Genomic DNA, 25060 nt, shown 5'->3' on the forward strand with positions numbered 1-25060 from the left:
CATGGGCTTGAAATCCGTGAAGTGGGGCATCTACCATCTGTTTGTGGCCGGCTTCTGCCTCTTGATGCTGTACCCCGTCATCTGGCTTATTATGAGCTCGTTTAAACCAAGCGATACAATCTTTCTGACGGCGAATTCATTGATTCCCAATCCGTGGGTTTGGGACAATTATACGATCGGTTGGGCGGGAATCGGCGGCCGGAGCTTTGCCGTATTTATCAAAAATTCCCTGGTGATCGTCGTATTATCGACGATAGGCGCCGTTTTGTCTTCAGCGCTTGTCGCATTCGGCTTCGCACGGCTTAAATTCGCCGGGAAAGCGTTCTGGTTCTCCATCCTGATGCTTACGATGATGCTGCCTTGGGAAGTTACCATGATTCCGCAATATGTGCTGTTCAGCAAGCTGGGTTGGCTGAACTCGATCAAACCGCTCGTAATACCGACTTATTTCGGGCATGCGTTTTTTATTTTCCTGATGATCCAATTCATCCGCACGATTCCCGTCGAGATGGATGAAGCCGCGCATATCGACGGCTGCAACAAATTCCGATTGTTTTATCAAATTATATTGCCGCTCATCATGCCTGCTGTCGCTACGGCTGCCATATTCTCGTTTTATTGGAAGTGGGACGATCTGCTCGGTCCCGTGCTGTACTTGAACAGTCCTTCGAAATATCCGGTGTCCATGGCGCTGAAGATGTTTTTGGACAATGAAACGATTTCCAACTGGGGAGCGATGTTTGCCATGTCGGTCGTCACGCTGCTTCCCGTATTCCTGATCTTCTTCTTCTTCCAAAAATATATCGTCGAAGGCATCAGCACCAGCGGTTTGAAAGGTTAGTTTTTGTATGTTGAAAGGAGAACAACTCATGCCTGCGCTCGTAATTGATGAAAACCGGATCCTCAACGTCATCGACCGGATCGTGGACCGTACTTTCCGGATGGACTTCAGCTGGGACTGGCCCGGCGGCGTCGCATTCTACGGCGTGTGCGAAGCGTATGCGGCCACCGGAAAAGCGGAATATTTGGACCGTCTGAAAGCTTGGGTAGACGAAAACATGGAGGACGGGCTTCCGAAGCTGTCGGTAAACGGCGTCTCGATCGGCCACTCCCTCATGACCTTATATGGAGCAACGAAGGATGAGCGTTACATCGAAACCGCTACGGAGATGGCCGAGTTCTTATTGCATGACGCGGAACGGTTCGGGGACGGTATACTGCAGCATACCGTGAATTCGGAAACGTACAACTTCCCGGAACAAGCTTGGGTGGACACGATGTTTATGGCCGGCTACTTTCTGCTTCGGATCGGGAAGCTGTTGGACCGGAGCGACTATTTCGAGGACGGGTTAAAGCAGTATCACGGGCACGAGAATGTGCTGCAGGACCCGGTAACCAATTTGTACTATCACGGATGGGACAATATAAACCGGAATCACATGTCCGGCATCCACTGGGCGCGCGGTAACGCTTGGGCCGCCTTGACGATGGCGCGGGCGCTGGAGATCGTGCCGGTCACCCACCCGTCGTTCATGATCATCGAAGGCTCGCTGCGCGACCAGCTAAGTGCGCTCGTCCGTCTTCAGAACGATTCGGGCTTGTGGCACACGGTGTTGGACGATCCGTCTTCGCCGTTGGAAACGTCCGGTTCCGCTGGCATCGCCACCGCATTGCTTACCAAAGGGCGTATCTACAACAAGTATACGCAGCGCTCGATTGACGGCATTCTCGCGCGGATTACCGAAGACGGCGCCGTGACCGGCGTGTCGGCGGGCACGGCCGTCATGAAGGACGCCGAAGGCTACAAGAACGTGCCGGACAAGCGTATCCAAGGCTGGGGACAAGGGTTGACGCTGGCGTTCTTATCGGAAGTACTGAAGGTGAAACATAATCCGTATTGATCCATCGAGCGGTGACACGGTGAACTGTGCGCAATAAGCACATTACTGAGGGCATGCCGGCTCAGCTAACAGGAGCTACAGATCATTATGGCAATACGATGTCTATGATCGGCTACCGGATTGCCTTAATTTCGTTCAAGTGTATTAGTTCGCGGCGATTATGGCAATCTTGTGTTCACAAATTGTCGCCCGAACAACGGTTTATGAACAATGTTTCGCCATAATGAATTCGGACCGAAGGCAAACACTAAAATTTCGGCAGTCCAAGCACCATTTGCGTACAAACCTTTTCCAAATGCGACTCTATTCAATCTCTGCAACAAAGTCACAGGACCACCCTTTGAGCGGGTGGTCCTGTAAATATTCCTACAAACATGATTCTTTGCCCAACAATTCGGCGGCAAACCGCTGATCGAATATTTCCGCCAGCGTCTCCAATACCGTCAAATAAATCAGCCCGTTCCCTACAAGCTTCTGAGAATACCCTAACGGTACCGTTCGTTTTGTCAATTGGGCGTAAAGCTCGCTTTCCGTCATATTCCGTTCGAAGCTTGTATTGGCAATAACCTTAATGAGAGCCATCGCTCCGGAAACGTGCGGCGTTGCCATGGAGGTCCCGCTAAAAGCGGCGTATTTCCCGTTCAAGTATGTGGACAAAATATTCTCCCCGGGTCCGACCAGATCTATCTCGTTGTTTGAATTCGAAAAGCGCGATGACCGTCTTTCCAGGTCGATTGCGCCTACGCTAATCACTTCGTTATAGGCGCCGGGATAATCGAATTCGTTCGTCGATTCGTCGCCGTCACCGGCGTTTCCGGCCGCGCAAATGACAAGGATGTCAGAGGCGACGGCTTTCTGAATCGCTTCGTGCAGTTCAGGAACGTCTGCAGGACCGCCTAGCGACATTGAGATTATATCCGCTTTCTGCTCGATTGCATAGTAAATCCCGTTAATGATCCATTCGTATTCTCCGGAACCGTTCTTGTCAAGAACTTTAACGATGAGCAGGTTCGCCTCAGGGGCTACCCCCACGACGCCCGAACCGTTCTGCGATGCCGCGATCGTCCCTGCGACATGAGTGCCGTGGCCATTGTAATCGATGTACATTTCTGGGTTCCCGCAGTCATCGTCCGTGAAATTTTTGCCGCCGACGATCCGGTCTTTGAGATCCGGGTGCGTGATATCGCAGCCGGTATCCAAGATGGCGACCGTTACACCCTTGCCTTTCGTTTGGCTCCATATTTTCGGGGCTTGAATCATCTCTACCCCATTGGGAACTTCATTAACCTCCTCCGCCTGCTCGATAACGCTATACGGGTACACCTTCACTTTGGGCATCATTTGAACTACCTCCCAAAAAGATATTGGCGCAGCTTAAGCGGCGTATCATAATTCTACCAGTTTCGGCCAGGCAGCGATACATACAAATTTGCTAATCTTCATCTATTTCCCTTTTCGCTCCATTCTAATGATTCTTCTTAATTCAGGCATCTTCTTCTCTATCCTGTACTCTTACATTCTCATTCCCTACTCCTTTTAGCGTAATAGCCGTCTTCCCCAAGCCAGCGAATTGTCAACTTAACCATATAATGGATGAATCCGGATGTCCAGAACAGCAACTTTTTCCATTCCATCGGACGCGCAGGAGAAAGAATACCGCTCCGGTTGGATCAATAAATTCGCCGTCGGAAGAAACTTCTTGCTATTAAGCTGCCTAATTCCTTGAGTGAGCGGAGAGAAACCCAGACCTATTCAGGCCTGGGTTTCTCTATATCATCCATTCGCAAGATCAGGGCTCATGAATAAAGGATATGGCATCTTGCAGGTGTTCGGGGCGAACGAGCGATGGAGCAGTGGAGCGGTATTTTTTACCGCTGTATACAAGAATCCGCAATCGGCGGCACTCCAGCGGCAACTTTTACCTCTACAATGTACCTAACCACCTTATTCCTTCGAAGTTCTGAAATGCAGCGGTATCTTCTACCGCTGCACGCATCGAATCAGCAATCGTTGTTCTGCAGCGGCAATTATTGCCGCTAATGGCGACAACATTTTATACCGAGAACGTTTTATCTTGATTCCGTTGAGGATCGACAGGTAGTTCCGGCTGATATTCTTTCGACCAGAATTCAGCGTCCGGTATGCCGGCCTGCACCGGGTCGAATACAGGGTCTATTCCCTCTTTACGCTGTCTTTCATAATCCTTCAATATTTTTAATGCAGGCTTTGTCAGAAGGAGGATCGCGATGATGTTCAGCCACGCCATGCTGCCTACGCCGATATCGCCCAAGCCCCAAGCGAGATCGGCTGTTTTCACGGAGCCGTAAAAGACGATCCCCAGCACCGCAATTTTCAACAGGTACTCGGACCAGATACGTCTCTTCTTGCGATTGAGATACGCGAGATTTGTCTCGGCCTGATAGTAATATGCCATAATAGTCGTAAAGGCAAAGAACAGCAGCGCAACGGCTACAAACGCCGGTCCGAAACCGGGGAACAGCGTTTCAACCGCCTTCTGCGTATACTCCGGACCCGCTTTGACGTCTCCCAGATTGTTGACGATCGGAGCCGCCCCTTCCGGCGTTACATTGTACATGCCGGTAATAAGAATCATAAATGCGGTCGCCGAACAAACGAACAATGTGTCGATATAAACCGAGAAGGCCTGTACGAGTCCCTGCTTCGCAGGATGCGATACCTCGGCGGCCGCGGCGGCATGCGGCGCCGTGCCTTGGCCGGCCTCGTTCGAGTAAATGCCGCGTTTGACCCCCCAGCTGATCGCCGCTCCGAGGATGCCTCCGAAGGCTGCATCCGCACCGAACGCGCTTCTGAAGATAAGAGCGATCATGGCCGGCAGTTCCGAAATATTCACCAAGATAATCAGGATCGCAATCAAAATATACCCTACGGCCATAAACGGCACCGCGAACTGAGCGACTTTCGCGATGCGTTTCACGCCGCCGAAAATAATGGCAGCGAGAATGACGACGAGCCCGATGCCGGTAATCGCGGGATTGATACCGAACGCGTTCTGCATTCCCGCGCCGATGCTGTTCGCCTGCACGCCAGGCAGAAGTACACCCATCGCTATGACCGTAACGAACGCAAATAACACGGCGTACCACTTGAGTCTAAGACCTTTCTCGATATAATAGGCTGGCCCTCCGCGGTACTGTCCGTCTTGTTTGATTTTATATACTTGCCCAAGAGCGGCTTCAACGAACGCGGAGCCGGCGCCCAAGAAGGCGATCAGCCACATCCAGAAAACCGCCCCCGGTCCTCCCATCGCGATCGCGGTCGCCACCCCCGCGATATTGCCCGTGCCCACCCGGCCCGCGAGCGCTATCGATAACGCTTGGAAAGAGGAGACCCCGGCGTCGGAGCTCCTGCCTTGGAACATCAACGCCATCATATGCTTGATGTACCTCACCTGCAGGAACCGGGTCGCAATCGTAAAGAACAATCCGGCCCCTAAACAAAGATAGATTAATGCTTGACTCCAAATGATCCCGTTTAACCAATTCACAAATGCCTCCATTATATACCTCCCATTAAATGTAAAATAACATTCCGTGATCCAAATCACATAACTACAATATATTATATATTAAGATCAACTTCTATAATATATTGCAAATGAAGCGAATTATGTCAATCAAAAAGTAATGTTGATGTTATATATATGTAAATTTAAATCACGTTGTAATTCCATAAGTTAGATCTAAAGCGGCAAGCTGGCGACGGAATACCTATATCCTTTCACATTGTAACAAGATAAAACGGAAATTGAAAGCGTTATCATTAGCCGATATGTGCCATGTTGACGATTTTCCTTAACGGAAATAACCCAGACTACGGTGGTCTGGGTTATTTCATTTACTTTAAATTTTCTTAGCGAAACGCGATTTCAGCAGGTGTCACCCCTTTAACGCTCCGATCATTACACCTTTAACAAAATATTTCTGCACGAACGGATAGACACAAAGAATCGGAACCGAAGCCACCATGATCGTCGCGTATTTAATCGTCTCCCCGATTTGGTGGCGGTCGGCGGCGGCGGCACCCTCGGCCATGCTGTCCGTCGAATTGGCGATCAAAATTTCCCGAAGCGTCAGCTGAAGCGGGAATAAATCGCGGTCCTTAATAAAGATCGAAGCATAGAACCAGCCGTTCCATTTCTCCACCGCATAATACAAAATCATGACCGCGATCACAGGCATCGACAGCGGCAAAATAATGCGGAACAAAATAGTGAAATGATTGGCGCCGTCCATCTTCGCCGATTCTTCCAGACTGTCAGGCACCGCCATAAACGCCGTCCGCATAATAATCAGATTGAACGTGTTAATGGCAAACGGAATGATCGTCGCGAGCAAGTTATCGATGAGGCCGACACCTTTGACGACCAGATAGAACGGAATGAGGCCGCCGTGGAAAAACATCGTAAACACGATAAAGAAAATAAACAGCTTATTCCACATGACCTGTTTCCGGGAAAGGACATAGGCTCCTAGAGATGTCATGAACAGATTGATCGTAACGCCGACAACCAGAATGAACAGAGTGTTGCGGTACCCGGTCAGGATGCCCGGATTTTTAAAGACGCTCTTGTAGGCCTCGAGACTGAATCCAAGCGGTCTGAGCAGCGCTCCTTTATGGGCGATGAGCTGGCCCGGTTCGCTAAACGATGCGAATGTCACATAAAGCAGCGGGTATAACGTAACGATCATTAAGGCTGTGAGAACCGTATAGATCAGAACGTCAAACAATCTGTCGCCGAAACCGGTATGGTTCATCTTAGCTCCTCCTTGCTTCGGTGCTACCTGCGCGGACAACCTTCGGTTGCCTCTTTACCATAAACTGCTCTCGTTCACCTTACGGCTGATATAGTTCGCGGAAATGAGCAGAATGAGGTTAATCACGGAGTTAAACAGACCAACCGCCGAGCTGAAGCTCCAGCCGAACTCCAACAAGCCGACCCGGTAAACGAAAGAGGAAATGACATCCGCCGTTTCATACGTCACCGGATTGTAGAGCAGGATGATTTTCTCAAAACCCACATTCAACAGATTGCCCATACGCAATATAAACAAGATCGTAATGACCGGCATAATTCCAGGCAGGGTAATGTAAAGCATTTGCTTGATCCGCCCTGCTCCGTCCATGCGAGCCGCTTCGTACTGCTCTTGATCGATGCTCATAAGCGCCGCAATGTATATAATCGATTCCCAACCGATCTTCTGCCAAATTTCAGATAAAATGTAGATCGGCCTGAACAGCCCCGGTTTCTGAAGCATGGCCTGTCCGTCGTAACCGAATTGCGTCAGCAACGTATTAATCAGACCGTCACTGTTCGTAAAGTCCGTAATCATGCCGCAGATGACGACAAGGGAAATAAAATACGGCATATAAGTAATTGTCTGTACGACGCGTTTAAACAACTGGTGCCTTACTTCGTTGATAAGCAGGGCCAGCAATATGGGCGCCGGAAATTCAAAAAGCAGAGAATAGATGCTTATCAGCAGCGTGTTCTTCAAAATGCGCCAAAAGTAAAAGCTGCCGAAAAAATCTTGGAAATGCTTGAACCCGACCCAGTCGCTGCCGAGCACCCCTTTCATTGGGGTATAGTCCTTGAAGGCGATGATCGCCCCGTACATAGGTGCGTAATGAAAGATGACATAATACGCAATAACGGGAATCATCATGAGGTATAAATATTTATTCAATATAAAATCCCGGATGAACCGTCTCTTGAAGCTGGGCGTATTTAGTACAACCGTTCCGGCAGCTTTCGCTGCCGGCGCTGATTTTTCCATTCGCCGCTCTCCTTCCCGTTAACGGCTGTTGTACCGGTCCAATGCCGCCTTCTGAATTTCAATCGCGCGGTCCAGCTTCAACGATTTCATCTTAGCGACATAGCCTTCGAAGCTGTCGACCGGATCGGTACCAAGAATGATCTTTAATGTCATTTCATCCACCAGCGTATTAATGTCGGTCATAATTTTCGCATATTCGGAGCTTTCTTCCGGCGTCGGCGTGATCGGCGGCAGCTGGTGTTTATCGATATCGGTCTTCTGCCAGATTTGCACCGCTTCCCGCTGCGTATCCAAAGCCAAATATTGCTCGAGATACCTCTTGTCCTGAACGAACGGTCCGTTATAATTGCCCCGGATGTACAATGACATGGATTGGGCCGGAGCCAGCTTATCCGGGTTTTTCATGATGAGATCGGTATATTTCGGGTAACCGTCCACCATATTGTAGCTGACGCCTTCAGTGCCGAAATTAAAGAACATACGGCCTTCTTCGCTGTAGCCGTAGTCCAGCAGCTTGGCGGCGAGCTCGGGGTCTTTCGACATGGTCGTGATGGCGACCATTCCGCCGGTTGAGAAAGGAAACTCCTTCTGGCCGAATTTCGAGACGTCGCCTTTGTTCAGCACCGGGTATGGAGCGGCCACGAGGACAGCATCCGGATCATGCTCCGACACCATCGGCTGCCATTTGCCGATGCCTCCCCCCGCATTGCCTACCGTAGCGCCGGTTGCACCGGTGGCCATGTTCGCATCCATCGCTTTGCTGTCCAGCGTTGCGATGTTCTTATCGATTAAGCCTTTGGCGTACCAGTCGCGGAACAAGGCCAGAAATTGCTTGTACCCTTCCTCAGCCGGGCCGAATTTGATCTCGCCGTTCTCGAGATAGAACGTTCGGGCAACGCCGTACGCGCCGGAGAACGCCCCGCTGTTGAAATCGTTCAATATTCTCGGCTTGCTGTTGACCGCAAACGGGGCTGCAGCGCCTTTCTTCTCCTTAAAGGCGGTCAGCATCGCCGTCCAATCGTCAATCGTTTCCGGGATCGGAAGACCTAGCTCGTCCAGCCAGTCCTTTCGGACGATCGGGCCTTGGTATACGCGCAAAGAGTCGTCCCCCCGAATAAACGGGAAGGAGTAATAGCTGCCGCTGTCCGTCTTCACCATTTTGTCGATTTCCGGATGCTCCTGCAGATACTTCTTCAGATTGGGCGCGTGCTTATCGATGAGATCGTTCAACTTCAAAATATAACCGTCACTAATCGCTTTCTCCGGCCCGCCCGGGAAACTGAGGAAATTGTATTCGATCATATCCGGAAGGTCGCCGGAAGCGAGCATGACGTTAAGCGTTTCTTTCCCCTGGTTCGTCGGCGGCGCCGTAAACTCCAGCTGTACGCCTGTTTTCTTTTGCCATTCCTGGAAGAAAGGCACGTCGTCATGAGAAGATTTGACGCCGGTCAGGTTGCCCGGCAGTTCACCCCAATACTTCAATTTCTTGTCGGTTTTAATCGGATAAACCGTTTCGCCGCTTTCCGATCCTGTTTCATCCGCGCCATTGTCTGCATTTGACTGCGCAGGCGGTTCATTTTCAGCGGTATTGTCCGTTGGCGTTTCGGAAGAACAGGCCATAACCAGTGAACTCATCAATAGAATGACTAGCATGATGCAAGACCAATACTTCCTCTTTAAGCGTTCCACAATAATTGCCTCCTTTATTGTTCCGTCAAAGCCGGCATCGTATGATGATTTGCCGCTTGCCCACACTTTATGGCAACGCTTACAAAATATCGATCCGCAAAACCTCCATTTCGATCGCGAATTTCGAAATCCGGATATTGAAAATATCCAAATCAATCTTGAAAATATCCACGGCTATTCTTCGCCCAACAACTCTTTATATTTTCCCGGCGTGATCCCTTCATATTTCTTGAATGTACGTATTAGAGCATTGACGTCGTTAAATCCGACATTGCCGGCGATGTGGTTGAGACTTTTATCATTATCGCTTCCGGAGATCAGCTTCTTCGCCTGTTCGACCCTTGTTTTATTAATGAAATCAAGCAGCCCTTCGCCATTGTGATCTTTGAACAGCTTGGACAAATAAGTCGCCTTCATTCCGAACCGGTCTCCGATCATTGAAATATTCAGGTTTGGATCATGATAGTTTTCCGTAATAAAGACGGTAACGGACCGCACCAGCTCATCCAGAGCGCGCTTCTTGGACTGTTGAATATTCAACTGCCTCTTCGACGAGGTAAACTCGCAAACCAAACGAAGCATTTCCGTCATCTGGGCTTGCATCTCATGCACCGTGTCGCACGCAGTCAGGCGTTCGATTTTTTTCGGGTTCCGGATGAGGAAGCTTTCCTGCACATCGCCGATTTCACTTATCGTTTTGATCAAAGTGCTTACCATATTGAGCATCAGGCAACGTGCAATCGGGACGGAGACGACCGGCGGCCGGAAATTGCGTTCGATAACCTCTTCAAGCGTCTGCTTCGCTTTATCGAAGTCGCCGATTTTCACGTAATTCATCAGCTGCTGTTCGACTTGGATCGGATAATAATAATAGCCGGCTTCCGCGTCGTCGTCCGCTTCTTTGCGAATCTGCTCGTAGCTTAGAATTTCTTTGGCTCCCATGACAAGCTTGTACTCCATCGCATCCAGCGCCTCCACGTATGCCTGCGGGATGTCCTCGACACCCTCGTGGATTGCGCTGACGGATAAGGTCAAATATATGCCGAACTTCGACCGAAGGAAAGATTGCGCTTCCCTTGCAATGCGGAGCAAGTCGGCCATACGTTCATCTTCTTCGGAACGGCTGAAATTGATCAGGCACACCATGGAATCGCCAATCTCCGTCACGTATCCCTGGTACTGCTGCGCCGCCAGCTCCTCCACCACATTCGTGATGATAAAATGCAGCAGCTTCAGCACCTCGTCCGCTTGCATCCCTTCATAGCGCTCGAAGAAAGGCTCGCTTTCCTCGACATACATCAATAGAACGGCGAAGGCATTGGACTGAAACCGGATACGGTGGGTAGTCAACGCTTCATCGAACGGAATCCGGCGGTCAAGCCTTCCCTTTAGCAGCTTGGCAATAAAATTCGCTTGCAGCAGATGATGCTGCTGATCGATTTGAAGCGCTATTTTTTCCATTTCGGACAATGTGGTATCCACTGCGTACTGAAGGTAATGGAATTCGTTGTCCGGAACGGTGGTTCCGATGTGGGACTTGCCGGAAAAAGTCTGAACGAGCCTGCGGACCGGATTATAGTTTCTCCTGAGAAAGAAGTACGATAATACCATGCCGCCTAGCAGGCTGATGCCTATGCTCATATAAGTCAGTTTCCGGATCCGTTCCGCCTTTTCCCAATACAGGCTGCTGGGTATGACTGAAACGTATTTCAACGGAGAATGTTTCGATGACAGATAGAATACCTCGTATTTCCGACCTCCCTGAACAATATAGAAAAAACCCGAGGAACGGTCCAGTTTCCCGAAAGGAAAATCATCAATCCACGTATCCGAAGAATTGGTAACGAGGAGTTGGTTGTCTTCATTCAAAATACCGACGTGGCCCTGATTGAACAGCTCCATATTTTCGATCGCATGGAATATTCTCCGGTTATCGATCATAATGACGTTCGTGGCGACAGGCGTTCCTTTGTCTGATTCATAGGAGCTGATATAAGCGGCGGTTCGGTGAATTTTGCCGTCGTCATCGATCCGCGTCATCGGAATAAAACCTTTGGCATCTTTTCGCTCTACGACGGAGAGCCATTGCTCGTACCTGAAGGAATCGGTTTTGTGCGTCAATTGATAGGCGAACCGCCCCTCCCGATAAACATTCGGCTGGATGACGATATTGTCCGGTGCGTAATAAATATAGAAATGATCGATCGAGGTATAAGCGGTTTGGAACAGCTTCAAATCCTGCGTAATCATATGCAAATCATAGCGGAATTCGTTCGGATACGTTTCATACTTATTGGAATATAACAATTCGCGTACCCGGACATTCCATGTCAGCTCGAGATTTAACCGTTCCATTGCCTGGAACTGGTTGTCCATCGTTTCACGCAGCTGCTTCAGCAGGGATTTGTTCGCTTCGTGTATTTCGGCCTCAAGCGTACGGCTGGATTCGATGTATACGATAATACTCATCCCGATGGGGAGAAACAGGATGCACATATAGGTGATAAACCAAGTCAATAAAATGCTGTGGCGGTTGAAGCGGAGCTTGCCTAGAAACAATAGATTTCGCCTCCCGAAGCATTATAAAGTAATTTTTTACCAGACTCGCCTAAACATTTGTATTCGCGCTTGCCTCCGAATCCCCTCTTCATCGAACAAAAGGACCAGGCCGCAGCTGCGGCCTGATCCTTCGAGCAATAGTTTCGTCTTATGCGGACACACCGGGTACAATGGGTGCATATCTGGCGAAGCCTTCCTCCTCATACCTGTATCTTTCGCCGATGATGTACAATGCGCTGCCTGCTCCAATTTTCAGCCCCTTCTCCTGCACATACCGATCGATGATTGAACCGGCTTCGTCCCAATTGCCTTCGTTATTTGCGACGGCAACATATTCACGCTGCGGCAATACGGTTTTAAAAAACCACTCGGGAATACCTTCAAAAGAATCCACTTCCACACACAGTAAATAGGCATGAGTTTCCGGATTGTCTTGCGACTCCGTTTGAGGGCACACTCCATAGTGCACATTCCGGTTGACAACATTGGGCAAATATTTGCTTGCCGACAGAAGCCCTTCTTTGGCGTGCCGATATTTGCTCCCCATCTCGTTCAAGCCGATGCAAGGGATGCCGATCAGCTTCATCTCATCATGTTTAACAATGTACGGTTTCATGTTTTCCAGCATAGAAAATACACCTCTTTGCACCAAAATTAACATCTATTTAGTCTGATGCTAACCGGCAGCCGATTCTCCCATGTTTTTCGAAAAAATTTATCCGAACGATTACCAGTTAGTTTGCCGATTCATCCTCACGGTCGTAATCTCTTCTTGCCTGTTCGACAAGCGGATAATAACCGTCTGCCCACTCCTTCATCTGATGCAAAAGCGGAACTAACGTTTCACCCAACGGGGTCAAAGTATAATCGACGGTTGGAGGTACCGACGGGTGAACGTCGCGCTTGACGAGGCCTTCTCGTTCCAGATGGCGAAGCGTTTGGGTCAACATCTTCTGGGAAATGCCGAAGATGCGCCTCCTCACTTCCCCGTAACGCATGCTCCCGTTTGCCAACGCGGTAATGACTAGAACCGTCCACTTGTTGGAAATGATCTCGAGAACTCGCCGGTACGCACATTCTTCTATTGAAAGATCGGGTTTTAGTTTTTTGGATTTCGTCATATGAACCGCTCCTCCTGCGCACCTTTAGGTTCGTATTGCACCCGAAAGTGCCTTCTTACCTAATCTTAGTGCGTGTATTATTGTATGTCTATCACTTATATGAGGAGAGATGGAAATATGAAAGCATTCGAAATCCGAAACGGCTTCGGCCTCGATCATATCGTAATGACGGAGAGGCCGGTTCCCGTTCCCGGACAAGGCGAAGTGTTGGTCAAAATGCGCGCGGTATCGCTCAACAGCAGAGATCTGGGCGTTATCGACGGGTTTTATTATCCGAATCTGAAGCTGCCGCTCATCCCGGTCTCCGACGGCGTCGGCGAGGTTGTCGCGACAGGTGAACAGACGTCCCGGTTTCAGGTCGGCGACCGTGTAAGCGGCACTTTCTCACAGAAGTGGATTTCCGGCGAACCGACCGAAGCGTGGCTGCACGGATTGCTTGGCGGCCCGTTGGACGGTATGCTTGCGGAATTTGCCGTTTTGCATGAAGACGGTCTTGTTCGAGTACCGGAGCACTTGACGGATGAAGAAGCCGCGGCTCTCCCTTGCGCGGGAGTGACGGCTTGGCAGGCGATCGTTACGGAAGGCAAAGTGAAAGCCGGCGACACCGTCGTCGTCCAAGGAACCGGCGGCGTCGCGTTGTTCGCGCTGCAATTCGCCAAGCTTCACGGCGCCAGCGTGATTGTTACTTCAAGCAGCGACGAGAAGCTGGAACGGGCCAAGCAGCTCGGCGCCTCTTACGGCATCAACTACCGGCAAATCCCGGATTGGGACAAAGCGGTGCTCGAATGGACGAACGGACGCGGAGCGGACCATGTGGTGGATCTCGGCGGCGCATCCACGCTGAACCGCTCGATTGCCGCCGTCCGGATCGGCGGCCGCATTAGCTTGGTTGGAATCTTATCGGGCCCGACAGTGGAGGGAGTGAATTTAATTCCGACCTTTCAGAAAAGAATTCGACTTCAAGGAATCAACGTCGGCAACCGCGACATGTTCGAAGCGATGAACCGAGCGATCACCCATAACAAACTGCGCCCCGTCATCGGCCGTATTTTCCCGTTCGACAAGTCCGTTGAAGCGCTGAATTACATGGCAAAGGGAACTCATTTCGGAAAAGTATGCATTACGCTATAACTCTTCGACGATATCGCCGGCAATTAGAGAAGCCGGTGCCGTCCTTCGTGCTGCGGCCCGGGCTCCCGCCGCTCCGTGCAGCCAAACGCCGAAGGCTGCGGCTTGCTCGGCGGACAGGCCTTGCGCGCATAAGCCGCCTATAAGTCCGGCGAGCACGTCTCCCGCTCCGGCGGTGGCCATCCCTGCGTTCCCAGTACTGTTGACGTACACATCGCCTGCCGGCGTCGCCACCACGGTTCGGGCTCCCTTCAACACGAGAGTTACGCCATGTTGAACGGCATAATTGCGTGCTGCGCTGATTCGGTCCCGTTGAACCTCTTTCACGGGGATGCCTGCAAGGCGGGCCATTTCCCCCGGGTGCGGCGTGAACACCGGCATGCTTTGCCGCCGCGGCCACTCTGCGAAATCTGGCGCGTCCGCCATCAGGTTAAGGGCGTCGGCGTCCACGACAAGCGGCACGCTTCCGTCGGCGGCCGTCCACAGCTCGCGCAGCCAGGCAGTGCCTCCGTCCCAGCGTCCGAGACCAGGCCCGATCACGAGCGCGTCTTTACCGGCGGTGATCCGAGCCACGTCTCCGGGTGCGACTTTGCTCCACTCGCAAGTGCCTCCGTCCGGCAAACCGGCAAGCATCGCCTCGGGGAAGCGACCCGATAACGGATCGACGAGCCGGTCGGGCACCGCCCACGTGACGAGACCGCAGCCGCCGCGCAGCGCCGCCCGGGCGCTCAGCAAGCCCGCCCCGCTCATCGGGCGGCTGCCGGCGGTGATCAACACGTGGCCGTAAGTACCCTTATGCGTGTCTTCCAACCGGGTCCGCTCCGGATCGACGCCGAGGCATTCGCGCAAAGTCCGCTCATTGAGCTCGTATGTACGTACTCCGCCACTTTTAGCCAGCGCAGCGGGGATGCCGATCGACCGAACGACAACCTCGCCGGCGATCCCCGCTCCAGGGTGCTGCACGAGACCACGCTTGGTAAACGCGAGCGCTACCGTACGCACTGCTCTTATACATGGGTCGTTGATTTCGCCGGTGTCTGCGTCAAGCCCGCTCGGGATGTCGACGGAGACGATCGGCAGATCGCTGTTGTTTGCTTGGCGGATCAGCTCGGCGTAGACGCCTTGCGGCGCACCGCGGGTTCCCGTGCCTAGCAACGCGTCGATAATGCCGTCGAATCGGCCCCAGTCGATTGTTCCGCTTCCGGGTCCGCAAGCGGCAGACGGCAGTCCGAGCCGCGTTGCGATATCGCGCTGCACCGCCGCCTCTCCGGCAAACATTGCGGGAGAGGCGGCATACAGTACGAACGGCTCATAACCCGCTTCCGCCAAGTGCCTGGCCGCGACGACACCGTCCGCTCCGTTGTTGCCTTTGCCAGCCAGAATAAGCCACCGTTTCATAGCTGAACCTGCCGGAGCATTCTTGACCAGCGCGATAACTTCCTCGGCTACCGCCCGTCCTGCATTCTCCATCAGCACGAGGGCAGGGATGCCGATTTGTTCGATAGCCGCCCGGTCGATGCGGCGCATTTCCTCCGACGTGACTATGTACATACTCATCCTCCCCGCTTGAATCCGCTAAACGAGTTTCAACGAACGATAGTTATTTCTTATGTAGTTATAGCCCGAATACACGGTAATGATCAGTGCAATGTACATTAGTATTTGATCTATCTGGACGCCCGACGTGATGTTTGAATGGCCGTTACTCAATAGCATCGCTGCAACTGCCGCAACTTGAAATGCCATCTTAATCTTGCCGTAGCGGTCAGCTTGCAAAGCAATTTTTCGGGATGAAGCGACAAGCCTAATAGCAGTTATAATGATTTCTCTACTTATTATGACCATAGCAATCCAGGCCGGTAGCCACTGCTGGCTAACCATGAGAATGAGCGCCGTTGAAATAAGCAATTTATCCGCCAAAGGATCGAGCAGCTTGCCCAGGTTCGTAATTTGATTGTATTTTCGGGCAATATAGCCGTCTAATTTATCTGTGGCGGATGCAAGGAGGAACACCGCTGCCGCATAATACGGGTTTGTCGGGAAAAGCAGGATTAATAAAGGAATCAATAATATCCTTGCAACGGTGATCTTATTAGCAAGATTCATCGGTGTCCTCCCTAATCGGCGTATCTGCCGTTCTTATTGATTATTTCGCGCCGTATTCCTCAGGTTCCTTCCACGTAAAACATAGAAAAGAAACTTCTGCAAAATACATTCAAGGATGAGTGACCGTTTTGGATCCACTTGCGCACACTATCCCGTTTACTCATATTTGTAAATTAATATAGTCATATCACAACTTTTCGATCATGGACGCTCTTTGCGCAATCTGTCCTATGAGGCTAGGAGAAACTAGATCCTGGCTTTTTTTCCATACTTCCTTCGTGTCGGCTGCGGCCATTGCCTTTTTCTGAACGAGGGGGAGGGTAGTTGCTAGGCTTGCATTATCTGAACCAGAAGGATAGTGCGCGCAAGAGTGTTAGAATTGGGACGGAGCGGCCGCCACGCCAAATATTTTTAGGCCCTGCTGACGGGAGTCGAAATAGTGGTCATGATCCAATCGGTCATTCGGTTTATCTGAACCATGGGTATAGTGCACGCAAGTGAGTCGGAACGGATTTGTCTCACCTTTCTGTAATTCTCCCTCAAGCCACGCCCTAATAACAAAAACCCGTCTTGCGACAGGTTCTCGTCCTTGTATCGGCCATATTCCCATGAGCCGTATTATGAATCTTTAAGTCCCGATCCAAATCCGATAACATATCCGTCAGGGTCTTTAACCGAGAACTCTTTCCATGCGCCCCAGTCGTGCTCGGTTAGCTCCGGTTCCTGCGCAATGAACGCTCCATTCGCTTTAAACTCTTCGTATAGAGCATCCAATTCCTTGTGCGTCTTTACATATGCGTAAGTATTCCATGTGTTTTTGTTCGGCTTGACATCAGCGGGGTCGTCAGCCTGAATTAACTTGAAACCAAGGCCAAAATTGTCTCGAACCGCCCACCACTCGTTAACATCGCACCCTAGCACATTTTGATAGTAGGATTTGGACTTTTCAAAGTCGGAAACCAACAGCACCGTCAGACTGTTTTCAATTTTTGCTTTCACTTCATGATTCGACATCTAATCCGCTCCTTATTAAGAAAGCTAATTTTGATTAGGCGGTAAATTCTAACTATGAACTTGCTATTCTCCTTACATTCTTTGAGTTGCCAACAATCTATTCCCACTCGAGTCCATGAACCAGAATTCTTTTCCTATTCCATTTGTTCGCACCTGATCTTCAACAATTACGCTATTATTTGACAGAACCCTATGTAATTTTTCAGCGTCATCAACTCGAAAGGATAAAATCGCACACTCATTCCCATTTACGTCTTTGAAATTCCAATTACCACTTGATTCGACAAAAAATAATGGAGCTCCGTTGAATATGGTAACATCAATTGTTTCCTACCGGCGTTCGATCAAGCCGAATTCCCGGCCTTCAGGATCAACAAACGCGAATGTACGCAAACCGTCCGTTTCCGAAAAATCAGTAACCGCGACGCCTTTTTCCAATAAGTATTCATAATCCGCCCGTGCGTCGCTTGTCAGGAAATCACAATATCTGCCGTGGACAACGGAAGCCGGAGAGTCGAAAACCGTGACCGGAACACCGCGGAGGCAGCACATACGCGCTTCCGGAGAAGACGGGGTCTCCACCGTAAAATCGTACTCAATTTCCGTCCCCAACACGTCCTGAAACCACGCCAGCGTCGAATCGAATGACGCGGCTCCAAGGAATATTCCGTCAAGCCGAAAATAGTTGTTCGGATGCGGCGCCCATGCCGGATCGCTGATCACGCCAACCCGGTTACCGTCGGGATCTTTAAAGCCGAAATCGACGTAATGGTGCCAGTTCACCGGCTCCGTCGCGAAGACATCGCTTTTGTCCAATTCGGCGTGGGCCTTGCGGGCATCGTTACATTTAAGATGAAACGGGTTGCATTCATAGGTGTTCAGCCGCTCCGACTCCACCAAAACCAATGAAGCCCCTTCCTCCAGACGCAATGTGACTTGCCCGGCGGTTCTTGCAATCTCTTGGAATCGAAAATGCCGCTTATACCAATCCGCCGATTTGCCTGCATCGCGCACGGGCACAAACATCTCATGAAGCGAAATGATGTGCAGCTTCGGTCCTGCATCTGCCATGAAAATCTACTCCCTTATTCTTTCAAATGTATGAGTCATGACGGGAACCATCAGCGTATAACGATCATTCGCCGACGGTATGATTTTTCTCAGTTCGTTTTCGATGTTCGTTGAATCCAGGTTTAATAAATCGGAAGAAATATTGAGCAGTTGCCGGTCATACAGGTTGAAAGCCAGACTTAACGCGGCCATGGAAAGCAGAAAGACGAATAAAATAATCCCGGTTAATATCCAGATTAGCTTCCATTTAATTGAAAGCCGACGATAATACGACCGCAATACCATCTTGAGAATACCTTCATCCTATTACCACGCGCAGACACATAACCGTAATTTATAAGCTTTCTATTTTTCGAGTTGGTTGTCAATATAAAAAACCTGGGGATTGGTTAAAATGAAGTCCGCCTGAGTATGGAGGATGCCAAGATGCACCAAAGAGCCGCTTATAGCTGCTAATTGGCAGCATGCTCGTTATCTTCCCTACGAAAAACCCGAACCGTTATTCGGTCCGGGCTTCCACTAATTATCTATTACTTTTTGCGTCCATCGTCCGCAGCCGCCATATATGGCTATTGAAATCCCCGCGCTTCGCCGGCACACGAAGCCCTACCGCCATCAACTCGTCGCCGCCGAACGTTTCCCCGCTCTCGACCAGTTCATAATCCGCGTCCGAGTTCAGTCCTTGCAACCGGACCGAACGAAACCCCGAATTCGGCTGCTCCAACACCTTGCAGTAGAAAACGATGGCTTCGGAGCGATTATCCGATACGATCATCCATGCCGCTTCGTTCCCCTCAAACGGACTCAGCAGACGATACAAGTCGCCGAATTGGATCAATTTCCGCACTTCCTTAAACCATGCGACTTGTCCTTTAGCGATACCCATATCCTGTTCGGTGAACCGGGTCAAATCCAGCTCGTAACCGAACGCGCCAAAGAACGCTACATTCCCCCGCGTCTCCAGCGACGTTACTCGCCCGACCATGTGATTCGGAACATCCGATACATGCGCCCCGATCGTGCTGACCGGGTAGACGATGCTGGTTCCGTATTGAATCTTCAGCCTGCTGATCGCATCCGTGTTATCGCTGGCCCATGTCTGAGGCATGTAATAAAGGATGCCGGGGTCAAACCGTCCGCCGCCGCTGGAGCAGCTCTCGAACAGAACATGAGGGAAGGCCGTTGTCAGCCGCTCCATCACCTGATATACCCCAAGCATATACCGGTGGGCCGTCTCGCGTTGGCGCTCCGAAGGAAGCGCTTCGGAACCGACCTCGGTCATATGCCGGTTCATATCCCATTTCACATACGCAATCGGCGTACTTCCTAGAATGTCCGACAGCTGCTCCACAATTGCATCGCATACTTCCTGCCGCGAAAAATCGAGAATCAACTGGCTCCGGCTCAACGTACGGTGCCGCCCTTTGACATGGATGCACCAATCCGGATGTTTCCGGTAGAGCTCGCTATCCTCGGAGACCATCTCCGGCTCGAACCACAAGCCGAATTGCAAGCCGAGCTTATTGATCCGTTCTGCCAAATTATCCAGACCGCCCGGAAGCTTCTCCCGGTAAACGAACCAATCGCCAAGCGAGCTTTTGTCGTCGTTTCGTTTGCCGAACCAACCGTCGTCCAATACTAGCAACTCGATGCCAAGCTCACTCCCTTTGGCTGCGATCTGCTCGATCTTATCCGCCGTGAAGTTAAAGTAGGTACCTTCCCAGTTGTTGACAAGCACAGGTCTTTCCTTATCCCGATACTCCCCTCTGCACAATCGGGAACGATAGAGTCTGTGGTATATCCGGGACATCCCTCCCAACCCCTCGTCCGAGTATACCATCACCGCCTCCGGCGTCTGAAAGGCTTCACCCGGCTCCAAAAGCCAAGAAAAGTCAAACGGGTTAATCCCCATAACGACACGCGTCGTATCGTATTGGTCCACTTCCACGTTCGCAATGAAGTTCCCGCTGTATACGAGACTGAAGCCGTACACTTCCCCCGCCTGCTCGCCAGCTTCCTTCCGCATGAGCGCAAGGAAGGGGTTGTGCTGCGGGCTGCTTGCTCCCCGCTTGCTCTCGACGGACTGGTTCCCCGGAAACAACGGTCTCCGGTACATATTTCGTTCGTTCGCCCATGCTCCGGAGAGGTGAAGCATGTCATAATCCGCATCGTCGAAGTCCATACTTAGACTTGCCGCCTGAAGTAGCTTCACCTTTATTTGGTCCTTGTTGACGAATCTGACGGAACGCGTCATCGCGTCCCATTGATGAAATACGGTGTACGAAAGAATCACGTGAATATCCAACAGAGTGTCCCTGAGTTCGATTTCCAGCGTTTCGGCTTCATCATCGCTTTCCGTATATGTGGCGGGAAGCCCTTCCAGCTTTGGCTTCCCTTGCACGATCCGATAGGAATGAAACCGCAAATCGCATGTCGTCGAGCCGTCCTCCTGACTGATCTGAAACGCCGGTGTGCGGAAATCGCCCGTACCGAAGCTCGGATACTCCTGCGGCAGCATATCTAACGAAAAATTCCAATCCCCGTCCGGGTTAGGCGATAGTGGACGGCCCTTAAAAACAATCGGCCTTGAATCTCGAAACCTGTTGACCCTCTTACCCCAATAGCGATGCGTTACATATCCTTCCCGTACAATTTGCAGCACATAGCTAGTATTCTTGGTCGTTAAGTGAAATATTCGGCTCTTTTCGTCGTAATGAATCGTCATTTTACCTAATCCTCCCTAAGTATTGTACTTGATACGCTAATCTTATAAACTGTTGAGTCGGAGTTGCGACAGGATGTACCGCCTGTGCATCTTCAGGAACAATATTGGCTGTCACATCCCGATCCAGCACATTAACCGCTTTAATAATAATATCCCCTGTAACATAATCATAGCGTCAGCGTTGAACGTCGATCCCAACCCGTTCTGGGCATATGGCGATACAGGGAAGCGGCGTTCAACGCGCTCCTGGATGAGCCGTTCCGTTCTAGTATAACGGCAAGTACCTCCCGACAACTTCCGAAAGAGCCTCTCAATACAAGAGGCTCCTGCGGCTTAATCCGTTATTTCGTAATCGAATCACGGTGTCGGAAGACTAATTCCCCAGAACTAAATAATCCACATTGCCGCCGCTTGATCCGATTGCGGTTGCTCGAACGGTATTATTTCCAGCGTTCAAAGAAGCAGTAAAACTTACCGTCGACCATGTGCTCCAGCTGCCTGTTGGCGGAAAGGACAAGCTGCTGACGACTACATTTCCATTCACCTTGATTTCCAGTGGACGATCCGTGCTGCCGCCGTTGGCATAACCGATGGTGATCGTATAAGTTCCGGCTGTGCTTGCATTTACCGTCCATTCCACATAATCTCCGCTTGCATTGGTATAGTCTGCATACCCTGTTCCTGAATACCCGGAATTCTGGTTCGATACAACGGCTCCGCTTAATACTGCATCTTCTGCTTCATAAAACGTTGTCGCAGTTGCGGTAATGCTCGCCTTTGACAAGTTTCCTTCGGCGTCATACGCTTTTACCGTGTAGTTGTAAGCCGTTGATGCGGCAAGTCCGGTATCGCTGTAAGACGTCGTCGTCGAAGACCCGACTTCCACGCCGTCACGGTACACCTTATAGCCGGCAACGCCCCCATTATCCGTTGAGGCATCCCAAGTCAAGTCGATTTGGCTGCTGGAAACGGCCGTAGCAGACAGATTGGCCGGTGCCGTCGGGGCTTCGGTGTAAGAAGCCAAATAATCCACATTACCGCCGCTGTATCCGATTGCGGTTGCTCGCACCGTATTATCTCCAGCGTTCAAAGAAGCTGTAACACTTACCGTCGATATTGTGCTCCAGTCGCCTGTCGGCGGGAAGGACAAGCTGCTGTCGACTACATTTCCATTCACCTTGATTTCCAGTGGGCGATCCGAGGTGCTGCCGTTGACATAGCCGAAGGTGAGCGTATAAGTTCCGGCTGCGCTTGCATTTACCGTCCATTCCACATAATCCCCGCTAGCATTAACGTAGTCTACATACCCTGTTCCTGAATACGAACTATCGGTTACTACCATGGCACCGCTTAATACAGCATCTTCTGCTTCATAAATCCATGAGGGGTCCATCAACGTTGTCGCAGTTGCGGTATTGCTCGCCATTGACAAGTTTCCTGCGGCGTCATACGCTTTTACCGTGTAGTTGTAAGCCGTATATGCGGCAATTCCGGTGTCGCTGTAAGACGTCGTCGTCGAAGACCCGACTTCCACGCCGTCACGGTACACCTTATAGCCGTCAACGCCCTCACTATCTGTTGAGGCATCCCAAGTCAAGTCGATTTGGCTGCTGGAAACGGCCGCAGCGGACAGATTGGCCGGTACCGTGGGGCCTTCGGTGTAAGAACCCAGAACTAAATAATCCACATTGCCGCCGCTGGATCCGATTGCGGTTGCTCGCACGGTATTATTTCCAGCGTTCAAAGAAGCTGCAACCCTTACCGTCGATATTGTGCTCCAGTCGCCTGTCGGCGGGAAAGACAAGCTGCTGTCGACTACATTTCCATTCACCTTGATTTCAAGTGGACGATCCGAGGTGCTGCCGTTGACATAGCCGAAGGTGAGCGTATAAGTTCCGGCTTCGCTTGCATTTACCGTCCATTCCACATAATCCCCGCTGTCATTGACATAGTCTGCGTACCCTGTTCCTGAATACGAACTATCGTTTACTACCTTGGCACCGCTTAATTCAGCATCTTCTGCTTCATAATACGCTTGCACGAGCAGCTCTCCCCCCTGCGCAAGCTCAGCCACAAGCTGCCCTGACATCGATCCTCCAGCGACCTCTACCTTATAATAGTAACTCGTATTTAGAGTAAGTCCCGCGTCTGTATATGATGTGCCAGTAACTGGCGCATCTGTAATTTTTGTAAAGCCCGAGTCTGGCGACGTAGTTCTGTAAATGTTGTAGCCCAATGCATCCGGTACGGCCGTCCAGCTCAAGTTTATCGCATTCGAATCTGCTTTGGACGCTGTCAGTCCTGAAACCTTGCCCAAGACGATCCTGTTGCTCAACCCGTCGGCCTTGGCTGCATCCGGTGTGTACAACAAAGTCGCAAGCGGATAGTCCTTCCCGGAGACTTCCGGCATTCTCGTCTCGTAAGCATAGGCTAAGTATTTATATTTTTCCTGGGTCATATCCTGTGGATCAATATATTTGTAATAATTGTACAAAACACTTAAGTAAGGATCGAATCTACCCCTGCCCGGCCATGGGTTGATCTTCTCAAAATATTGAATAGTGCTGCTTTGGTTTGCCCATGCAGGCGTCCATAACACTTCATACCCCAGATGATATTTTAGAGCATAAGTCGTCCCTTCCAGCAAGCGGTCATCGAGGAAATTGAATGCATTCACCGCATTAGCGGCAGTAGACATCGCTCCGGTTACCGGGTCAACCTTCGTGCCTTGGGCATTGATGGTTTGCGCCAATGTAGACAGTCCGGCGATATCGGCGTACGTATGTCCCTGATCGCGTCCCATTTCTACTAACTGCACATGGTAATCCGACGGGTCGAGCGGTTCTCCTGTCATTTCATTTTCCGTCATCCATCGCATCTGATGCTTGATCGAACCATTTCTTCCTCCATCATTGCCTTGTGCATTCACTGTCGCCGCTTCTACGGCCTCCGCATACAGTTCCAGGTCATTGGTGAAGATGGCTCTTCCTATCGTTCCCATCACGGTAAACTGGTGCTGGTTCATGAAAAAAGAATGCGCGTTATAAGTGACCGAGCAAAGATCCATCATATTGGTCAGATTCTGAGTATCGCTTTCCGTCCATTTCTCACTTTCCGTTGGCGTATCGGAATAACGCAAAATTTCTGCCGCTGCCGCCAACAAATACGTCACCGTTGCAAGGCGAAAATTCGTATGCTCAACAACAGACTGGATGCCGGAATAAGCTCTTATGATATACATCGCTTTCGAACGATACGTTTCATCACCGGTAATATACCACATAATGGCTTGATGAAAAGCCGTTTTAGCATCCGTATTCGCGCGCGTTGTTGCATATTCGCTGGGATTTTCATAATATACGCCGTCTACCGTTTCAGGCCAAGGACCGCGAATATTGATGAAGATGTCATTTCCTTCTTCGTAATATATGCGTGGGTCTTTACTGGATTGAGAGTCGCTGGCAAAAGCGTTAAATGCCGTATTCCAGGGCTCATCCCCTGCTCTTACATGATCACGCATATTGTCCAAATCCACCTGTCTCATTGCAATGCCCGGATGGTGGATGGTGGCCGTAATCGTATTCCCGTTAGCATCCGTATAGGAAGCCTCGACATCGGTGTTCACCACCTGCGGTTTGTACGACGTGATCAACGGAGAAATTTCCGCTCTTGCTGTCTCAACAGGCCCAAATCCGATAAAACCTGTCATTGCTACCATGAAACAAAGAATACTGAAAAGAATCGTTCTACCGTGGCTTCCTTTTTTAAAGTAATCCATTAAAATTTCCTCCTTATAATTGACCCTTTTCGCTGTAACTCTACAGGAGTTCACCTTAGTTGTCGGATTGATCATGAGCACTATGACGGTATTTCGCCGGTTGGCGATTCAATGTCTTAGATTTGTGGACTTGGCCTCACCTCCATAACAAT

At 50.6% G+C, this 25060-nt stretch carries 18 protein-coding genes; 3 read left to right on the plus strand and 15 right to left on the minus strand.

The genetic code is table 11. The features are described from left to right. Position 1: 1 nt before the first annotated feature. Positions 2-841, plus strand: coding sequence for a carbohydrate ABC transporter permease (locus tag JET16_RS23650; RefSeq protein WP_199621168.1), 840 nt, complete (start codon positions 2-4; stop codon positions 839-841). Positions 842-869: 28 nt separating this feature from the next. Continuing rightward, complete coding sequence (locus tag JET16_RS23655; protein ID WP_199621170.1) at positions 870-1901, plus strand: glycoside hydrolase family 88/105 protein; 1032 nt, start codon at positions 870-872, stop codon at positions 1899-1901. Positions 1902-2267: 366 nt separating this feature from the next. Here the strand turns inward: JET16_RS23655 and JET16_RS23660 are convergent, their stop codons facing one another. From JET16_RS23660 to JET16_RS23695, 8 genes are all read right to left on the minus strand, one after another. Then, on the minus strand, positions 2268-3242 hold the full coding sequence (locus JET16_RS23660) for a S8 family peptidase (RefSeq protein ID WP_199621173.1): 975 nt from the start codon (positions 3240-3242) through the stop codon (positions 2268-2270). 712 nt (positions 3243-3954) lie between these two features. Continuing rightward, complete coding sequence (locus JET16_RS23665; RefSeq protein WP_199621176.1) at positions 3955-5439, minus strand: alanine/glycine:cation symporter family protein; 1485 nt, start codon at positions 5437-5439, stop codon at positions 3955-3957. 379 nt (positions 5440-5818) lie between these two features. Continuing rightward, positions 5819-6697 carry a carbohydrate ABC transporter permease gene (locus JET16_RS23670; RefSeq protein ID WP_199621179.1) on the minus strand — a complete coding sequence of 293 codons (879 nt, stop codon included), beginning with the start codon at positions 6695-6697 and terminating at the stop codon, positions 5819-5821. A gap of 54 nt (positions 6698-6751) precedes the next feature. Continuing rightward, complete coding sequence (locus JET16_RS23675) at positions 6752-7717, minus strand: ABC transporter permease (protein ID WP_199621181.1); 966 nt, start codon at positions 7715-7717, stop codon at positions 6752-6754. Between the two features lie 18 nt (positions 7718-7735). Further along, positions 7736-9406: an extracellular solute-binding protein gene (locus JET16_RS23680; protein ID WP_325176765.1), complete on the minus strand. Its 1671-nt coding sequence runs from the start codon at positions 9404-9406 to the stop codon at positions 7736-7738. 174 nt (positions 9407-9580) lie between these two features. Beyond that, a complete protein-coding gene (locus JET16_RS23685; protein WP_199621183.1) occupies positions 9581-11965 on the minus strand; it encodes a helix-turn-helix domain-containing protein in 2385 nt (794 codons plus the stop codon). A gap of 148 nt (positions 11966-12113) precedes the next feature. Beyond that, positions 12114-12593 (minus strand): effector binding domain-containing protein, encoded by a 480-nt coding sequence (locus JET16_RS23690; protein WP_199621186.1) that lies wholly within the window; start codon positions 12591-12593, stop codon positions 12114-12116. A 106-nt stretch (positions 12594-12699) separates the two neighbouring features. Next, positions 12700-13086 carry a winged helix-turn-helix transcriptional regulator gene (locus JET16_RS23695; RefSeq protein ID WP_199621189.1) on the minus strand — a complete coding sequence of 129 codons (387 nt, stop codon included), beginning with the start codon at positions 13084-13086 and terminating at the stop codon, positions 12700-12702. A 117-nt stretch (positions 13087-13203) separates the two neighbouring features. On the opposite strand from JET16_RS23695, the gene JET16_RS23700 reads away from it, so the two are divergent. Further along, positions 13204-14217 (plus strand): zinc-dependent alcohol dehydrogenase family protein, encoded by a 1014-nt coding sequence (locus JET16_RS23700; RefSeq protein ID WP_199621192.1) that lies wholly within the window; start codon positions 13204-13206, stop codon positions 14215-14217. Here JET16_RS23700 and JET16_RS23705 read toward each other — a convergent pair. The 7 genes from JET16_RS23705 to JET16_RS30950 all read right to left on the minus strand — a co-directional run bounded on the left by JET16_RS23705 (position 14212) and on the right by JET16_RS30950 (position 24908). Then, positions 14212-15765, minus strand: coding sequence for an NAD(P)H-hydrate dehydratase (locus tag JET16_RS23705; protein ID WP_199621195.1), 1554 nt, complete (start codon positions 15763-15765; stop codon positions 14212-14214). The genes JET16_RS23700 and JET16_RS23705 overlap by 6 nt on opposite strands. A gap of 24 nt (positions 15766-15789) precedes the next feature. Continuing rightward, positions 15790-16320: a CDP-diacylglycerol--glycerol-3-phosphate 3-phosphatidyltransferase gene (gene pgsA, locus JET16_RS23710; protein ID WP_199621197.1), complete on the minus strand. Its 531-nt coding sequence runs from the start codon at positions 16318-16320 to the stop codon at positions 15790-15792. Between the two features lie 618 nt (positions 16321-16938). Then, positions 16939-17334 carry a VOC family protein gene (locus tag JET16_RS23715; RefSeq protein ID WP_199621200.1) on the minus strand — a complete coding sequence of 132 codons (396 nt, stop codon included), beginning with the start codon at positions 17332-17334 and terminating at the stop codon, positions 16939-16941. A gap of 330 nt (positions 17335-17664) precedes the next feature. After that, positions 17665-18405, minus strand: coding sequence for a VOC family protein (locus tag JET16_RS23720; protein WP_199621203.1), 741 nt, complete (start codon positions 18403-18405; stop codon positions 17665-17667). Positions 18406-18411: 6 nt separating this feature from the next. Continuing rightward, complete coding sequence (locus JET16_RS23725) at positions 18412-18690, minus strand: hypothetical protein (RefSeq protein WP_199621206.1); 279 nt, start codon at positions 18688-18690, stop codon at positions 18412-18414. A gap of 238 nt (positions 18691-18928) precedes the next feature. Continuing rightward, positions 18929-21130, minus strand: a complete 2202-nt coding sequence (locus JET16_RS23730; protein ID WP_199621209.1) for an alpha-galactosidase — start codon at positions 21128-21130, stop codon at positions 18929-18931. Positions 21131-21503: 373 nt separating this feature from the next. Continuing rightward, on the minus strand, positions 21504-24908 hold the full coding sequence (locus tag JET16_RS30950) for a CBM35 domain-containing protein (protein ID WP_199621212.1): 3405 nt from the start codon (positions 24906-24908) through the stop codon (positions 21504-21506). Between the last annotated feature and the right edge of the window lie 152 nt (positions 24909-25060).

The sequence above is a fragment of the Paenibacillus alkalitolerans genome (genome assembly GCF_016482785.1).
GTDB classification, from domain to species: domain Bacteria; phylum Bacillota; class Bacilli; order Paenibacillales; family YIM-B00363; genus Paenibacillus_AE; species Paenibacillus_AE alkalitolerans.

Excerpts from the sequence above, each read along its gene's own strand:
- JET16_RS23650 (WP_199621168.1), top strand. The coding sequence starts at position 2 with ATGGGCTTGAAATCCGTGAAGTGGGGCATCTACCATCTGTTTGTGGCC.
- JET16_RS23655 (WP_199621170.1), top strand. The coding sequence starts at position 870 with ATGCCTGCGCTCGTAATTGATGAAAACCGGATCCTCAACGTCATCGAC.
- JET16_RS23660 (WP_199621173.1), bottom strand. The coding sequence starts at position 3,242 with ATGATGCCCAAAGTGAAGGTGTACCCGTATAGCGTTATCGAGCAGGCG.
- JET16_RS23665 (WP_199621176.1), bottom strand. The coding sequence starts at position 5,439 with ATGGAGGCATTTGTGAATTGGTTAAACGGGATCATTTGGAGTCAAGCA.
- JET16_RS23670 (WP_199621179.1), bottom strand. The coding sequence starts at position 6,697 with ATGAACCATACCGGTTTCGGCGACAGATTGTTTGACGTTCTGATCTAT.
- JET16_RS23675 (WP_199621181.1), bottom strand. The coding sequence starts at position 7,717 with ATGGAAAAATCAGCGCCGGCAGCGAAAGCTGCCGGAACGGTTGTACTA.
- JET16_RS23690 (WP_199621186.1), bottom strand. The coding sequence starts at position 12,593 with ATGCTGGAAAACATGAAACCGTACATTGTTAAACATGATGAGATGAAG.
- JET16_RS23695 (WP_199621189.1), bottom strand. The coding sequence starts at position 13,086 with ATGACGAAATCCAAAAAACTAAAACCCGATCTTTCAATAGAAGAATGT.
- JET16_RS23700 (WP_199621192.1), top strand. The coding sequence starts at position 13,204 with ATGAAAGCATTCGAAATCCGAAACGGCTTCGGCCTCGATCATATCGTA.
- JET16_RS23705 (WP_199621195.1), bottom strand. The coding sequence starts at position 15,765 with ATGTACATAGTCACGTCGGAGGAAATGCGCCGCATCGACCGGGCGGCT.
- pgsA (WP_199621197.1), bottom strand. The coding sequence starts at position 16,320 with ATGAATCTTGCTAATAAGATCACCGTTGCAAGGATATTATTGATTCCT.
- JET16_RS23715 (WP_199621200.1), bottom strand. The coding sequence starts at position 17,334 with ATGTCGAATCATGAAGTGAAAGCAAAAATTGAAAACAGTCTGACGGTG.
- JET16_RS23720 (WP_199621203.1), bottom strand. The coding sequence starts at position 18,405 with ATGGCAGATGCAGGACCGAAGCTGCACATCATTTCGCTTCATGAGATG.
- JET16_RS23725 (WP_199621206.1), bottom strand. The coding sequence starts at position 18,690 with ATGGTATTGCGGTCGTATTATCGTCGGCTTTCAATTAAATGGAAGCTA.
- JET16_RS23730 (WP_199621209.1), bottom strand. The coding sequence starts at position 21,130 with ATGACGATTCATTACGACGAAAAGAGCCGAATATTTCACTTAACGACC.
- JET16_RS30950 (WP_199621212.1), bottom strand. The coding sequence starts at position 24,908 with ATGGATTACTTTAAAAAAGGAAGCCACGGTAGAACGATTCTTTTCAGT.